This is a genomic window from Mycobacterium sp. TH-M103, assembly GCF_057473785.1.
This window is the reverse complement of the sequence record NZ_JBYCLG010000251.1, coordinates 1-14790: the sequence shown is the minus strand read 5'-3', so window position 1 is coordinate 14790 and position 14790 is coordinate 1. Positions and strand designations below refer to the sequence as shown.

General features: G+C 71.2%; 12 protein-coding genes and 1 pseudogene. 10 read left to right on the top strand and 3 right to left on the bottom strand.

The genetic code is table 11. The features are described from left to right. The 5 genes and pseudogenes from lon to AC2VOR_RS14395 form a co-directional block, all read left to right on the top strand. A partial coding sequence (lon, locus tag AC2VOR_RS14415; RefSeq protein ID WP_486963991.1) for an endopeptidase La occupies positions 1-1570 on the top strand: 1570 nt, incomplete at its 5' end. A 14-nt stretch (positions 1571-1584) separates the two neighbouring features. Further along, entirely contained in the window at positions 1585-1989 is a 405-nt protein-coding gene (locus tag AC2VOR_RS14410; RefSeq protein ID WP_369738567.1) for a nitroreductase family deazaflavin-dependent oxidoreductase, read from the top strand. A gap of 10 nt (positions 1990-1999) precedes the next feature. After that, positions 2000-2325: pseudogene (locus AC2VOR_RS14405) on the top strand (TfoX/Sxy family protein). A gap of 42 nt (positions 2326-2367) precedes the next feature. Continuing rightward, positions 2368-3003, top strand: a complete 636-nt coding sequence (locus tag AC2VOR_RS14400) for an HhH-GDP family DNA glycosylase (protein ID WP_369738566.1) — start codon at positions 2368-2370, stop codon at positions 3001-3003. Between the two features lie 7 nt (positions 3004-3010). Beyond that, positions 3011-3736: a DUF72 domain-containing protein gene (locus tag AC2VOR_RS14395; RefSeq protein ID WP_369738565.1), complete on the top strand. Its 726-nt coding sequence runs from the start codon at positions 3011-3013 to the stop codon at positions 3734-3736. A 10-nt stretch (positions 3737-3746) separates the two neighbouring features. Here the strand turns inward: AC2VOR_RS14395 and AC2VOR_RS14390 are convergent, their stop codons facing one another. The 3 genes from AC2VOR_RS14390 to AC2VOR_RS14380 form a co-directional block, all read right to left on the bottom strand. Further along, positions 3747-5882: an NAD-dependent epimerase/dehydratase family protein gene (locus AC2VOR_RS14390; protein ID WP_369738564.1), complete on the bottom strand. Its 2136-nt coding sequence runs from the start codon at positions 5880-5882 to the stop codon at positions 3747-3749. A 107-nt stretch (positions 5883-5989) separates the two neighbouring features. Beyond that, positions 5990-7474 (bottom strand): acetyl-CoA acetyltransferase, encoded by a 1485-nt coding sequence (locus AC2VOR_RS14385; protein ID WP_369738563.1) that lies wholly within the window; start codon positions 7472-7474, stop codon positions 5990-5992. Positions 7475-7526: 52 nt separating this feature from the next. Further along, a complete protein-coding gene (locus AC2VOR_RS14380) occupies positions 7527-9926 on the bottom strand; it encodes a CoA transferase (protein ID WP_369738562.1) in 2400 nt (799 codons plus the stop codon). Positions 9927-10083: 157 nt separating this feature from the next. Here AC2VOR_RS14380 and AC2VOR_RS14375 point away from each other — a divergent pair, with 157 nt between their 5' ends. The 5 genes from AC2VOR_RS14375 to AC2VOR_RS14355 form a co-directional block, all read left to right on the top strand. Next, positions 10084-10998, top strand: a complete 915-nt coding sequence (locus AC2VOR_RS14375) for an undecaprenyl-diphosphate phosphatase (RefSeq protein WP_369738561.1) — start codon at positions 10084-10086, stop codon at positions 10996-10998. An 84-nt stretch (positions 10999-11082) separates the two neighbouring features. Continuing rightward, positions 11083-11577 (top strand): DUF427 domain-containing protein, encoded by a 495-nt coding sequence (locus tag AC2VOR_RS14370; RefSeq protein ID WP_486963990.1) that lies wholly within the window; start codon positions 11083-11085, stop codon positions 11575-11577. A 4-nt stretch (positions 11578-11581) separates the two neighbouring features. Then, positions 11582-12844, top strand: a complete 1263-nt coding sequence (locus AC2VOR_RS14365) for an NAD(P)/FAD-dependent oxidoreductase (RefSeq protein ID WP_369738559.1) — start codon at positions 11582-11584, stop codon at positions 12842-12844. Between the two features lie 42 nt (positions 12845-12886). Beyond that, positions 12887-13735, top strand: a complete 849-nt coding sequence (locus AC2VOR_RS14360; RefSeq protein WP_369738558.1) for an SDR family oxidoreductase — start codon at positions 12887-12889, stop codon at positions 13733-13735. A gap of 34 nt (positions 13736-13769) precedes the next feature. Further along, on the top strand, positions 13770-14790 hold a 1021-nt coding region (locus AC2VOR_RS14355; RefSeq protein WP_486963989.1), incomplete at its 3' end, for a phosphoketolase family protein.

Sequence of the window (14790 nt, the reverse complement as noted above, 5' to 3'; positions counted from 1 at the left end):
GCGCGAGGCCGCGCTGCGCGAGGTCGGCAAGCTGGAACGCTCCAGCGACCAGAGCCCGGAGAGCGGCTGGATCCGCACCTGGCTGGACACCGTGCTGGACCTGCCGTGGAACGTGCGCACCGAGGATTTGACGGATCTGAAGGCCGCGCGGGAGGTCCTGGACGCCGACCATCACGGGCTGGACGACGTCAAGGACCGCATCGTGGAATACCTGGCCGTGCGTGCGCGCCGCGCCCAGCGCGGGCTGCAGGTCGTCGGTGGGCGTGGCTCTGGCGCGGTGATGGTGCTGGCCGGTCCGCCCGGCGTCGGCAAGACGTCGCTGGGCGAGAGCGTCGCGCGGGCGCTGGGCCGCAAGTTCGTGCGCGTCGCCCTGGGCGGGGTGCGCGACGAAGCCGAGATCCGCGGACACCGGCGCACCTACGTCGGTGCGCTGCCGGGCCGGATCGTGCGGGCCATCGGCGAGGCGGGTTCGATGAATCCCGTCGTGCTGCTGGACGAGATCGACAAGGTCGGCTCCGACTACCGCGGCGACCCGAGTGCGGCGCTGCTCGAGGTCCTCGACCCGGCGCAGAACCACACCTTCCGGGACCACTACCTCGATCTGGACCTGGACCTGTCCGACGTCGTGTTCCTGGCCACCGCCAACGTGATCGAGAACGTCCCGTCGGCGCTGCTGGACCGCATGGAACTGGTGGAGATCGACGGCTACACCGAGGACGACAAGGTGGCCATCGCGCGCGACTACCTGCTGCCCCGGCAGCGGGAACGGGCGGCGCTGAGCGACGACGAGGTGACCGTCACCGACGCCGCGCTGCGCAAGATCGCCGCCGACTACACCCGCGAACCGGGGGTGCGGCAGTTCGAACGGCTGCTGGCCAAGGCGCTGCGCAAGGTGGCGACGAAGCTGGCGGACAACGCCGAGCCGACCACCGTCGACGAGCCGGATCTCGTTGACTACCTGGGCCGCCCGCGGTTCACGCCCGAGTCGGCCGAACGCACGGCGGTGCCCGGCGTGGCCACCGGCCTGGCCGTCACCGGCCTGGGCGGCGACGTCCTCTACATCGAGGCTGGCGCCACCGACGGTGAGCCCGGGTTGCAGTTGACCGGCCAGCTGGGCGACGTGATGAAGGAATCCGCGCAGATCGCGCTGTCCTATGTGCGCTCGCACGCCGCGGCCCTGGGCGTCGACCCGACGGCGCTGGACCGGCGCATCCACGTGCATGTGCCCGCCGGTGCGGTGCCCAAGGACGGCCCGTCTGCCGGCGTCACGATGGTGACCGCGCTGGTGTCGATGGCCACCGGACGTCAGGTGCGCTCCGACGTCGGCATGACCGGCGAGGTCACCCTGAACGGACGGGTGCTCCCGATCGGCGGGGTGAAGCAGAAGCTGCTCGCCGCCCAACGTGCCGGCCTGTCGACGGTTTTCATCCCGGCGCGCAACGAGCCGGACCTCGATGACGTGCCCGCGGAGGTGCTCGAAACCCTGGACGTGCGGCCGATGGTCGACGTCGCCGAGATCGTCGCGCAGGCGCTCGAACCGGTGACCGGGACCGTCGCACAGGCGGCCTGATCGCAACGCCGGGCGTGACATCCGCGTCACGCCCGGCGTTCAATAACCTCAAACGGCAGATCGTGCATCGCGTGCAACGGCTCGTTGTCAACCCGGTGGGCCGGCAGTTGCCGGTGACCATGATCGAGACGACCGGCCGCAAGTCGGGAAAGCCCCGGCGCACCGCCGTCGGCGGGCGCGTCGTGGACGACCGGTTCTGGATGGTCTCCGAACACGGCGAGCATTCGGACTACGTCCGCAACATCAAGGCCAACCCGGCCGTGCGGGTGCGCCTCGGCGGTAAGTGGCGCAATGGAACGGCTCACCCGTTACCCGACGACGACCCGGTGCAGCGGCTGGGAAACCTGCCCCCACTCAACAGCGCGGTCGTGCGCCTGATGGGCAGCGACCTGCTGACCATCCGGATCGATCTGGACTGAGACCGGCCCCATGCCCTACGACGAAGGCCTGGCCGACGGGATCCGCGAACTCCTCGGCGCCGAGCGGGGCATCGAGGAGAAGTGGATGTTCGGCGGTCTGGCGTTCCTGATCGAATGTGCGTGGCCGTCAGCGGCCAGGGTGGCCTGCTGGTGCGGGTGCCGCCGGGCGACACCGACCAACTGGCGGGGCGCGCGCATGTCGGCCCCATGGTGATGGCCGGGCGCGAGACTCGCGGCTGGCTGCGCGTCGACACCCCCGGCGTGCGGACCGCACGCCAGCTCCGCACCTGGGTCGACCGCGCGGTGGGGTATGCGCGCGGTCTGCCGCCCAAATGACCGCGTCGTTTGCCCGGGCACGGTGCGGGTACGCGACGTGACATGGACGGGCCGAAGAAAGTGTCGCGCCGGCTGCTCGAGGTCGCCGGGACCACCTATGCGGCCGAGGCCGACATCAAGCTCGAAGACAAGCCGATGCCGCTGTTCCAGCTCTTGGTGCTGTGCATGCTCGCCAGCAAGCCGATCGACGCGTCCATTGCCATGGGCGCCGCACGGGAACTGTTCAAGGCCGGCCTGCGCACGCCTCGGGCCGTCCTGGAAGCGGATCGCCAGACCATGATCGACGCGTTCGGCAGGGCGAGTTACGCCCGCTACGACGAGAGTTCGGCCACCCGGCTGACCGAGATGGCCGAGAAGGTGCGCGACGAGTATTCCGGTGATCTGCGCGAGCTCGCCGGGCGCAGCGAGCACGACGCGGCCGCGGCAAAGCGTCTGCTCAAGACGTTCAAGGGAATCGGCGACACCGGCGCCGACGTCTACCTACGCGAGGTGCAGGACGTCTGGCCGTGGGTGAAGCCGTACTACGATGACCGCGCCACCGGCGCGGCAAAGGATCTGGGTTTGCCCACCACGCCCGGCGAGCTCAAAGACCTTGCGCCGCGCAGCTGTTCGCGGCTGGCGGCAGCGCTCGTCAGGGTGTCGCTGGACGACGACGTGCGCCGGCAGGTGACCGGTTGACCCGGCGGTGACCGTTCGGATCGGCACGTCCGGATGGTCCTACAACCACTGGGTGGATGTGCTCTACCCGCCCGGTCTGCCGGCCGCGCGCCGGTTGGCGCGCTATGCCGAGGTTTTCGACACCGTCGAGCTGAACGCGAGTTTTTACCGGTGGCCCAAGGATGCGACGTTCGCGGCGTGGCGCGATCAGTTGCCGGCGGGCTTCACCATGTCGGTCAAGGCGCACCGCGGGCTCACGCACTACCGTCGGCTGGCCTCGCCGGAGCCCTGGATCGAACGGTTCGAACGCTGCTGGAATCTGCTCGGTGACCGCCACGGCGTGCTGCTGGTCCAACTGCATCCCGCACAGCAGCGCGATGACGCGCGCCTGGACGCCTTCCTGCAAGCCATGCCGCCGTCGATCCGGGTGGCCGTCGAGTTGCGGCACCCCACCTGGAACGACGCGGCGGTGTTCGCGCTGCTGGAAAGCCGACGGGCCGCCTACGTGGTGATGAGCGGAGCCGGTCTGCCGTGTATCCCGCGGGCCACCACGGATTTGGTGTACGTACGGATGCACGGGCCGGATCCGGACGCGATGTATGCGGGCTCGTATCCGCAAGCGGAGTTGCGGCGGTGGGTGGCGCACATAACGGAATGGGACGTCGACGGCCGCGACGTGTGGATGTACTTCAACAACGACCTGGGTGGTCACGCCGTGCGCAACGCGCTCTTTCTGCGCGGACTACTGAGTTGAACGGGAGCGATCACTCGTTCTCCGCCGGGGCGTCCGTGCAATCCGGGTCCTGATCGACGGGCGTCCACTTTCCGTCGATGACCTCGGGCGGGCGCTGGGCCTGCAGGCGTTCCCGTTCGGCGCGGCGGCGTTTGACCCGCAACCGGGCGTCGGCCGGGACGCTGACCAGTTCGTCGCAGGTCAGGTAGAACACGTCGTCGGCGACATCGAGCAGGTCGGCGTCGACACGCCGAGATCCCAACTCCCGCAACGTCAGCCGAAGCTGGTGGGTGAATCGCAGAGTGGTGTCGTGGGCCAGTTCCCGCGAGCCGCGGGCGGCATCGGCAAGGCGTTGTGCGAGGGTCGCCGACGTTGCCTCCGGGTCGTGCGGCGCGGCGGCGGCGAAATGGGCGGCGGTCTGTAGCAGCATCTCCGGGTCGTCGCCGAAGACCCGCGCGGCCAGTTCGGCATCGCCGGGCCCGCGGTGCCCGATCCGGGCGATCGCGGCATCGAATTTGGCTGCGGCGGAAGGGGACAACGCGCGGATGCTGCCGACGTTCCCTTCCCGGGCCAGGGCGCACAACGGCGGGTCGTCGCGCAGCACGGCCGCCAGTTCGGCGGTTTCGGCGGCGATGCGGTTGCTTTCCATGATCATGCCTATTCCGGACACGCTGCCGCCCGCCTGGGTGTGTTCCAGCGCCGCCGCCGTGACGCCGGTGTCGATGAGCCAGAGCGCCGTCAGGGTCCAACCCTGGTGAATTCGGTCGCGCAACAGCGGAACCCGAACTACCAGGCCGGAATCCGGCAGCGCGGCCAGCTGCGCCGCGTCCAACTGCTCCGCCCCGGCGGCCGCGCTGTAGGCCTGCGTGTCGGCTTTGAGGTGACGCAACAGGGCCAGTGACCGCGCCGCGACGATCGCTTTGGCGACCGAGCCCAGTGCTCCGCCGGCCAACTGGGGCTCACCGAACGGCAGCAGGTTGGGCACCTGGGTCCGACCGGCCAGCGTGCGCCGCACGACCGCCTCCCGGTCCCAGCCCGGAAGTTGTTCGGCAGCAAGAACGTTCGTCGAAACACCGATGTAGGGGCGGTGGCCGAACACCGCGACGGCCCGGCTCCCCCACTCGTCGCCGACCACGCCGCCGAGCGTGAGCACCTCTCCCAGCACCCGGCCGGCCGTGCGCAGGCCACTCATCTGGACGTCCAAGGTGATCGGCGTCAGCGGGCCGGGCAGTGCCTCGGCGAGAGTGCTCGCGCTGAAGACCGGGAACCGCAGGTCGATCCGGTCGTCGAACTCGCCCTCGAGGCCCTCGGGTGCGGCGCTGGGCAACTCGTCGGCCGACGGGCGCGGCAAAACCTCGACCGGCAGCGGCAATTGGCTTCCGTGGTCGGGCGCACCGGTGGCTTCGAGCCGGCGGCCGACGAGCCCGCGCGCGGTGTCGGCGATCGCGTCGAACGCCTGCCAGCCGCACTCGAAAATCCAATCCTCTTGTGCTGCAGAGATATCCATTTCGGGAGCCAGCTGCGGCCAGCCGCGGAGCCGGTGCAGACGCGACCGCGAGTTCACCGACCGCAGCAGCCGCCACGCGGTGACGACGTTGATGGTGTCCGGGGTGGCCAGGTCCACCACACCGGTCCGGTCCGTGTTCAGCGACGACACCAGGAAACGCACCAGATCCTCGATGTGCAGCACCCGGATCGGCTGGGTGGAGACCTTGGCGCGCAGCAGCGTGGCCACGGTGCGGCACACCGTCCAGTCGAGCTGGCGGCCGACGGGGGGGGCGGCCCGGACCACCAACGTCGGGCCCCAGCTCGTGGCCACCAGCGCCTCGGCCGGCTCGTACAGGTCGGGCCGGCCCGCGGCCTGGGACACGAACAGCAGGCGGGCCCCGGAGCGGGCCGCCGCGTCGGTAACCCGGGCGAGCCCGCCGATGTCCGCGTTGCCGGGTGCGGTGGGATCGACCGGGGCCAAGTGGATCACGGCGTCGGCCTCGTCGGTCAGCTCCTGCAACACCGGGTCGCTGAGCGGGGCGCGCACGAACTCCACCCCCGGATCCAGGGCGGCGTGCCGGCGCTCGGCGATACCGGTGACGCTGTGCCCGGCAGCCAGCAGCTGGCGCGCGACCAGCCGCCCGACTGTGCCGGTGGCGTCGGTAACCAGGATCTGCACTGGGCTCACCCCTCCCAACGTCACACTCGACAATAGGCACGTCGCCGTCACTTACGCGACCGTTACCGCATCCGCGGCGCCCTGGTCTGCCGCGATGCGGTTGAGAATTACCGCAGGGTGGCGCTGCCGTCCGCGGCGACGGCGACCTCGGCGCCACCGATGTCCTCACGCACGGTCGCCGCCGCGGCGTCGGCATCGGCGATCACCGCCAAGGTGCGCGCCCCGTCCGGCGTGCGCACGGCCACGAAGGCCTTCTCCGGCCGTCCCTCCCGGTCGAACGGTGTCGTCCACGCCTCGACGGTCCCGACGCCGTCCCACTCCACCAACGCCTTGCGGGTCGGTTCCCGATCCACCGCCGCCTGGACGTCCTCCCACCGAAATTCGTCCGGCGGTTCGGTGCCGTACACACCGATGCTGTGCTTGGTCAGGTAGCCGCCGTTGGCGGTGATCAGCGCCCGCCGACCGGGGTTTGCCACCAGCAACTCGGCGGCGGTGGCGATGGAGTGCATGACGTAGTTGCTCCACGGGCCGCCGGCGAAGGTCAGCCCGCCGGTCACGGTGAGCGGGCGGGACGGATCGTCGACGCTCAACCCCAGTTCGCCCGCGGCGACCTGGACCGCCGAGGGGAAACACGAGTACAGGTCGACGAAGTCGACGTCGTCGACGCCGAGCCCGGCCAGTTCGAGCGCCCGGGCCCCGGCGATCCGGATGGCCGGCGACCGGTGCAACTCGTCGCGCTCGGCGATGGCCGGAGTGTCGTGGGCGTCGGTGCCCGCGTGCGGGTACACCCACCGTTCGGCGGGGATCTGCAGGCGCCTCGCCTGCTCCACCGAGGTCAGTACCAGCGCGGCCCCCTGGTCGACCATGTTGTTCGAGTTCAGCAGCTTCGTGTACGGCCAGCTGACCATGCGGTTCCGCGGCCCGGGTTGCCGGATCTCCTCGGCGGTCATCGGGGTGCGGATCCAGGCGTGGGGGTTGCCGACCGCGACGGCGTTGAAACGGGCCCACAGCCGCCCGATCCGCTCGGCGTGGTCCTCGATCGACTCGCCGTTGGCGATGCGCAGCGACTGCTCGAACAGCGGGTAGACGTACGCCGGGCGGTCGAGCCGGATCCTGAGCTCGGCCTCGCCGGCCATGGGGACATCCTCGCCGCTGACCTCCGCCATCGGCACGGATTCGTCCTGCACTGTCCACACCAGCCTGCCGCCCAGCGACTTCAGCCCGGTTCTGGTGCGCCAGGTCTCGGCGCCGGCGAGCAGCACCACCCCGGCGTTGCCCCGCTGAATGTCCAGGCAGGCCTGGTTGACCAGCGATTGCGGCACGTTGCCGCCGATCGGGCTGTACAGGGTGGTGAAGTTCGCGGCGCCGATCCGCTGCCCGAGCAGCAGGCCGGGATCGCGATAGCGGGCCGACAGCACGTTGACCACGCGAACGGAGTCCACCGCCTCGATCACCCGGGCCTCGGCGGCCTGCCCGGCCGCGGCGGCCATCAGGTCCACCGGTTCGACGGACCGCCGGTGCGGGTCGATCTCGTCGTGGTGGTTGACCTGGCCGTAGCCGACCAACACCGGTGTCCTGGGGTCGACGGTCATAGACCGAACCTAGCGTGGCGAACGCCCGCGGTCGCTGATGGCCCGCCCGGCATCACGCCGGACCGAACAGCACGCCGTCGGTGATCAGCCGCTCGGTCTCCGCGTCGCTCATCCCCAGCAACTCCCGGCAGATCACGCGGGTGTCCTGCCCGGGTTGCGGCGCGGGGCGCTGGCGGGCCGGCGGAATGTGCCCGAACGGGGCCGGGCCGGTCTCGGCCGGCAGCCGACGTTCGATGAGCGGATGCACCATCTCGGCGAACAGTTTCCGGTCTCGCAGCTGCTGGTCCTCGAGGAGGTCCGGGGGGCGGTTCATCGGTCCGGCGGCGACCCCGGCCGACTGCAGCAGTTGGGCGACCCGCGCCGGGGTGCGGGTGCGGGTCCAGGAGGAGACCAGCTCCACCAGCTCGCGCCGGTTGGCCAGGCGCGCCTCGCCGGTGGCGAAGCGCTGGTCCTCGGCCCACTGTGGGCGGTCGAAAGCCGAAGCTATGCAGCGCCATTCGTCGTCGTCCCGGATGGAGATGACGCACCATTCGTCGTCGCCCGCACACGGGTAGACGGCGTGCAGGGCGGTGTCCTCGTGGATTCGGGCCAGGCCGGCGGCCAGCGCGGCCCGGGTGACGTAGAGGGTGTCGAGCTGGTTCACCACGACCTCGGCCTGGGAGATGTGCACGTGCGCCCCGCCGCCGGTCCGGTCGCGGTGGATCAGCGCCGCCAGCGCCGCGATGGCGGTGACCCGGCCGACAACGTGGTCGGGAAATATCGTCGTCGCGTCGTAGAAGGCGTGCCGGGCGGCCCCGGCCCCTTCGTCGGGGTCGGCCGGTGTCCAGAGCCGGGTGACGCCGGTGGTCGCCCGCACCAGCGGGCCGTAGCCCAGGCGGGCGCTCCACGGCCCGCTGTCGCCGTAGGCGCTGCTCTCCGCGAGCACGACACGCGGGTTTGCAGCGCGCAGTTCCTCGTACGAAAACCCAAGGGAGGCAAGGGTTCCAGGCTTGAAGTTGGCGAAGACCGCGTCCGCCTCGGCGACGAGGCGGCGGAAGATCCGGTTGCCCTCGGCGCTGCGCAGGTTTAGGCCGAAGCCCAGGTTGTTGCGGTGGGTCCAGGCGAACGACTCGCTCATCGCCTCGCCGGCGCGGGCCTGGCGCAGCCCGTCGGGATAGTCGGCGCTTTCGATCTTGACGATCTCGGCGCCCATGTCGCCGAACAACCGGCTCAGCTCGCCGCCGGCGACGATGACACCCAGGTCGAGGATGCGCAGCCCCGCGAACGGATAGTCGCCGATCCGGCCGGACGGCGACGTCACCACCGCCGGGTTGGCGCGCCAGTACGGTTCGTCCTGCCCGGCCGCGGGGGCCGCGGTGCGGTACCCGGCGCGCTGCCCGTCGACGACGAAATAGCCGTTCGGCACCCGGGCGCGCACGCCGTGAGCCAGTTCCGCGTCGGTGATCGCGCCGACCGCCTCGAAATGGTCGGAGGCCAGGATCTGCGACGGCGTCAGCACCGCGGCGATCGGCACCCCGTGCTCTTGGCCGGCGGCCACCAGCTCTGCCATGGTCTGATCGGCGAACAAGGCCTCGATCAGCACCCCGATCTCCGGCCAGGCCGCGAACCGCTCGCCGATCACGTCGTAGCGGGGGTCCTGGAAGGCCTCCGGCTCCCCCAGCCAGCGCCGCAGGCCGCGCCATTGCCGCGGCGCCATCACGCACAACCGGACGTAGCCGTCCTTGCAGGCATGGATCGGGTAGGCGTCCTGGTTCCTCGGGCGCCCGCGCCACCGCCCCGCGCGACGGATCCCGGCCGCGGCCTGCCCGTGCGCGCCGAACGCGGGGTCCAGTGACATGACGACGGCGTCGAACCGGGAGAAGTCGATGTATTCGCCTGTGCCGCAACGCAACCGGTTGTAGTACGCGACGAGTGTGGCCCATGCGGCCTGCACGGCGGCGGTCGCCGAGGCGATGCCGTCCGGCGGCAGCACCGGGGTGCCGGTGGGAGGCCCCGACCGCGACAGCGAGCCGCCCATCGCGTACAGCACCGGATCGGTGGCCCGCCACGACGACCGCGGCCCCGTGGCACCGAAGTCGGTGATCGAGACCACGACCAGCTGCTGGTGGTGGGCGGCCAGGTGCGCGGCGGAGGTCCCGAACGCGGCGGCCAGCCCTTCGGGGCCGCTGTCGACGACGATGTCGGCGCCCGCGACCAGTTCGTGGAAGCGGTCGCAGTCGCCGTCGTCGTACGGGTCCAGCACCGTGGCGCGCTTGTTGGCGTTGTGCATCGCGAACGCCACGCCGGCACCGCCCAGCGTCGGCAGCGCCTCGCGTTCCGGGCTCCCGCCCGGCGTCTCGACCTTGAGGACGTCGGCGCCCAGATCGGCGAACAGGCGGGTCACCGCGTCGGCGTCCCCCGTGGACAAGTCGAGGACGCGCACGGCGTCGAGCAACCCGTCGGCCATCTGCACACCGTACAGTCGGGACCGGTCGCCGGCTTCGATGCGCCCGTCGCGATCCCCGGTCGGTGGGCCGGGTGCGGGCGGCGTCGACTAACGTCACAGGCCGGTGCGCGAAGCCGTACCTGTCGACACAATTCCGATGGAGCCGATGGGGGGCATCCCAGGCGTGAGCGCGCACTTGAGCTACCTCGAGGCCGTGGTGGTCGGCGCTTTCCAGGGCGTCACCGAGTTGTTCCCGGTATCCAGCCTCGGCCACTCGGTGCTGGTCCCGGCGCTGATCGGGGGGCGGTGGGCGCAGGACCTCAACGTCTCCGCCCCGAAGTCGCCGTACCTGGCCTTCATAGTCGGTCTGCACGTCGCGACCGCCGCCGCCCTGCTGGTGTTCTTCTGGCGGGACTGGGTGCGCATCGTGGCCGGACTGGTGTCGTCGGTGCGGCATCGCCGCATCCAGACCTCGGGCGAGCGGCTGGCCTGGCTGCTGGTGGCGGCCACCATCCCGGTGGGGCTGGCCGGGCTGCTGCTGGAATCGACATTCCGCACGACACTGGGCAAACCCATCCCGTCGGCGGCGTTCCTGCTGCTGAACGGCTTCGCCCTTTATGCCGGCGAGGTGCTGCGTCGCCGCCTCGCCCCCGCACCGGCGGGCCCGGCCGCCGAGGCGGCGCAGGCCCACGGCGGCGAGGCCGTCGACGACCGGCTCGGCCGCCTGCCGCTGGGCCGCGGTGTGCTTATCGGGTGCGCCCAGATCCTCGCGCTGTTCCCCGGCATCAGCCGCTCGGGCATCACCATCGTGGCCGGGCTGTGGCGCGGCCTGTCGCACGAAGACGCCGCCCGCTTCTCCTTCCTGCTGGCGACGCCGATCATCCTGGCCGCCGGGCTGTACAAGATCCCGGAGTTGTTCGGGCCGCTGGGCGAGGGCATCTTCGGCCAGGTCGTGGCCGGCAGCATCGCATCGTTCGTCAGCGCCTACTTCGCCGTGCGGTACCTCACCAGTTACTTCGAGACCCGCACGCTCACGCCGTTCGCCATCTACTGCGCCGTGGTCGGCGGCGCCAGCCTGGTCTGGCTGAGCCTGCGGTAACCCGCCCGGGCACGCGCCCGCCCGGCGTACCGTGGGCTTCGTGTTGCCGGCCCGCGACGTGACCGCCCGCCCCGGGACCCGGGCATGACTCGCCAACGCCAACGCGACGCCCCGCAGCCGGAAAACGTGTGGGACTATCCGCGGCCGCCCCGGATCGAGCCCTTCACCGGTGCCATCACCGTCGAGCTCGGCGGTGAGGTGGTGGCGTCGGCCTCGCGGGCCCTTCGGGTGCTCGAAACCAGCCACCCACCCACCTACTACCTTCCCCGCGACGCGTTCACCGCCAGGGCGTTGCGCCCGGTGTCCGGCAGCTCGTGGTGCGAATGGAAAGGTCAGGCCGCCTACTACGACGTCGTCGACGGCAACGCCGTCGCCCCGAAGGCGGCGTGGACCTATCCGAGCCCGACACCCGCGTTCGCGTCGATCGCCGGCATGGTCGCGGTGATGGCTTCGCGGGTCGACCGGTGCACCGTCAACGGCGAGGTCGTCGTGCCGCAGCCGGGTGATTTCTACGGTGGCTGGATCACCAGCTGGATCACCGGTCCGTTCAAAGGCGGTCCCCGATCGATGGGTTGGTGACGCGGTGACCGACGACGACGTCGAGGTGCTGGTCATCGGCGCGGGCCTGGCCGGGTTGCGTTGTGCCGGCGTGCTGGCCGCCGCGGGCCGCGAGGTGCGGGTGTGGGAAGCCGGCGACGACGTCGGTGGCCGCATCCGCACCGATGTGGTCGACGGCTTCCGGTGCGACCGCGGCTTCCAGGTGCTCAACCCGGCCTATCCGGAGCTCGCAGCCTGCGTCGACCTCGACGCCCTGCGCCTGCAACCGTTCGCCGCCGGGGTGGCGGTGCGGCGCGAGCGCGACGCGGCGGTGCTGGCCCATCCGCTGCGCGAGCCGGCGCGGATACCGAAGATGCTCGCCTCGGGCATTATCCGGCCCCGCGAAGCCATCGGGCTCGGGCGCTGGGCGGCCGGGGCGTTGCGACCGCACACCGTCAAATCCGGGCACGGCGACGGCGCCGTGCGCGAGCGGCTGGACCGCTGCGGCGCCCGCGGCGAACTGCGCCGGGTCGTCGACCGCTTCCTCGCCGGTGTCGTGCTCGAGGACACCGGCGCCACCTCCAACGCGTTCTGCCTGCTGCTGGCCCGCATGTTCGTGCTCGGGGTGCCCGGCCTGCCGGCCGACGGCATGCACGCACTGCCGCAACAGCTCGCTCGGCCGCTGACAAGCCGAATCACCTTGGGCCGCAGGGTGACCCACGTCGAGCGTGACGGGAACCGGTGGACGGTACGGGCTCCCGACGCCGTCGCGCGCGCCCGCGACGTCGTGGTGGCCATCGATCCGGTGGCGGCCGCGGCGCTGACCGGCCATCCGCCGCCGGCCATGCGCGGCGTCGTGACCGACTGGTGGGCCGCCGACGAGGCGCCCAGCACGCTGCCGATGCTCTGGGTCGACGGGCGACCCCGGCCGCCCGGACCGGTACTCAACACCGCCGTCATCAGCGCCGCCGCACCCAGCTATGCCCCGCCGGGGCGCCATCTGATCTGCGCGTCGGCGCTGCTGACGGCGGAGGGAGAGCCGCCCGAGGAGGACGCGACGCGGCGCCATGCCGCCGACGTCCTGGGCGCCGACGGCCGCGGCTGGCGGCTGCTGCAACGCCACGTCATTCCCGACGCACTACCGGCTCAGCCGCCGCCGCTGCGCGTGCGCCGCCCCGTGCGCATCCGCGAGGGCCTGTGGTGGTGTGGCGACCACCGTGACACCGCCTCCATCCAGGGCGCGCTGGTGAGCGGACGGCGTACCGCCGAACAGATACTCCGGCAAATGTCGCCGTCCGGCCCGTCCTGAACGTGGTTTGCGCGGCGCGGCGCACAGTGCTGTGCTCGTCTCATGGCAGACACGGCAGCCCTCGGCATCAAGGTCCGCGGCAAGGTCGTCGTGATCACCGGCGGCGCCCGCGGCATCGGGCTGGCGACCGCCACGGCCCTGCACAACCTGGGCGCCCGGGTGGCGATCGGCGACGTCGACGAGGTGCGGGTCAAGGAGTCGGGCGCCGCCCTCGGCCTCGACGTCTACGGCAAACTCGACGTCACCGACCCGCACTCGTTCGCCGATTTCCTCGACGAGGTCGAACGCCAACTCGGCCCGATCGACGTGCTGGTCAACAACGCGGGCATCATGCCGCTGGGCCGCATCGTCGACGAACCCGACGCGGTAACCCGGCGCATCCTCGACATCAACGTCTACGGTGTGATCCTGGGCAGCAAGCTGGCGGCGCAGCGCATGGCCGCCCGGGGCTGCGGCCACGTGATCAACGTCGCGTCGCTGGCCGGGGAGACGTACCTGGCCGGGGCGGCCACCTACTGCGCCAGCAAGCACGCGGTGATCGGTTTCACCGATGCGGCCCGCATCGAGCACCGGCGGACCGGCGTGAAGTTCTCGGTGGTGATGCCGACGTTCGTCAACACCGAACTCATCGCCGGAACCTCGGGGGCCACGGGGATCAAGAACGCCGAGCCCGCCGACATCGCCGACGCGATCGTCGACCTGGTGGCCCGCCCGAAGCCGCGGGTGCGGGTCACCCGGCTGGCCGGCGCGATCATCGCGTCGCAGAAGTTCTTGCCCCGCGCGCTGGCCGAGGGCATCAACCGGGTGCTCGGCGGCGAACACGTCTTCACCGACGATGTCGACGTCGAAGGGCGGCGGGCCTACGAGGCCCGGGCCCGCGGTGACGGGTAGGCACTGTTCACCTGAGGCGTGGACAATCGGCTGGGTGAGTCTGGAAACCGGAGCAATGACCCCAGCCGTACCCGAATCCCTGTCCGACGACGAACTGACCCTCATCGACAGGTACTGGCGCGCCGCCAACTACCTGTCCGTCGGGCAGATCTACCTGCTGGACAATCCGCTACTGACCGAACCGCTGGAAGCCCGCCACGTCAAACCCCGGCTGCTCGGCCACTGGGGCACCACGCCCGGGCTGAACCTGATCTACGCGCACCTCAACCGCATCATCCGCAACCGCGACGCCAACCTCATCTACGTCACCGGGCCCGGGCACGGCGGCCCGGGTCTGGTGGCCAACGCCTACCTGGAAGGCACCTACAGCGAGGTGTACACGGGCATCGAGGAGGACGCCGAGGGACTGCGCAAGCTGTTCCGGCAGTTCTCCTTCCCCGGCGGCATCCCCAGCCACGTGGCTGCCCAGACGCCGGGATCCATCCACGAGGGCGGCGAACTGGGCTACGCGCTGGTGCATGCCTACGGCGCCGCTTTCGACAACCCCGACCTGGTGGTCGCCTGCGTGATCGGGGACGGCGAGGCCGAGACCGGGCCGCTGGCCACCAGCTGGCACTCGAACAAATTCCTCAACCCGGCCCTCGACGGGGCCGTGTTGCCGATCCTGCACCTCAACGGCTACAAGATCGCCAATCCGACCGTGCTGTCCCGGATTCCACACGCGGAGCTTGAGTCGCTGCTCAGCGGCTACGGCTACCGGCCGATCACGGTCGCCGGGGACGACCCGGCCGACGTGCACCGGCAGCTGGCCGCCGCCCTGGACGACGCTTTCGACGACATCACCGGTATCCAGGCCGGGGCGCGCCGCGGCGGCCAGCCGGAGCGGCCCGTATGGCCGATGATCGTGCTGCGCACCCCCAAGGGCTGGACCGGCCCGAAGACGGTCGACGGGAAAAAAGTCGAGGGCACCTGGCGGGCGCATCAGGTTCCGCTGGCCGAGACCCACGACAACGCCGAACACCGGGCGCAGCTCGCGGCGTGGCTGCGCAGCTACC

Coding starts and splice junctions, on each gene's coding strand:
- AC2VOR_RS14400 (WP_369738566.1), top strand. CDS start 2,368: ATGGACGGGCCGAAGAAAGTGTCGCGCCGGCTGCTCGAGGTCGCCGGG.
- AC2VOR_RS14385 (WP_369738563.1), bottom strand. CDS start 7,474: ATGACCGTCGACCCCAGGACACCGGTGTTGGTCGGCTACGGCCAGGTC.
- AC2VOR_RS14370 (WP_486963990.1), top strand. CDS start 11,083: ATGACTCGCCAACGCCAACGCGACGCCCCGCAGCCGGAAAACGTGTGG.
- AC2VOR_RS14360 (WP_369738558.1), top strand. CDS start 12,887: ATGGCAGACACGGCAGCCCTCGGCATCAAGGTCCGCGGCAAGGTCGTC.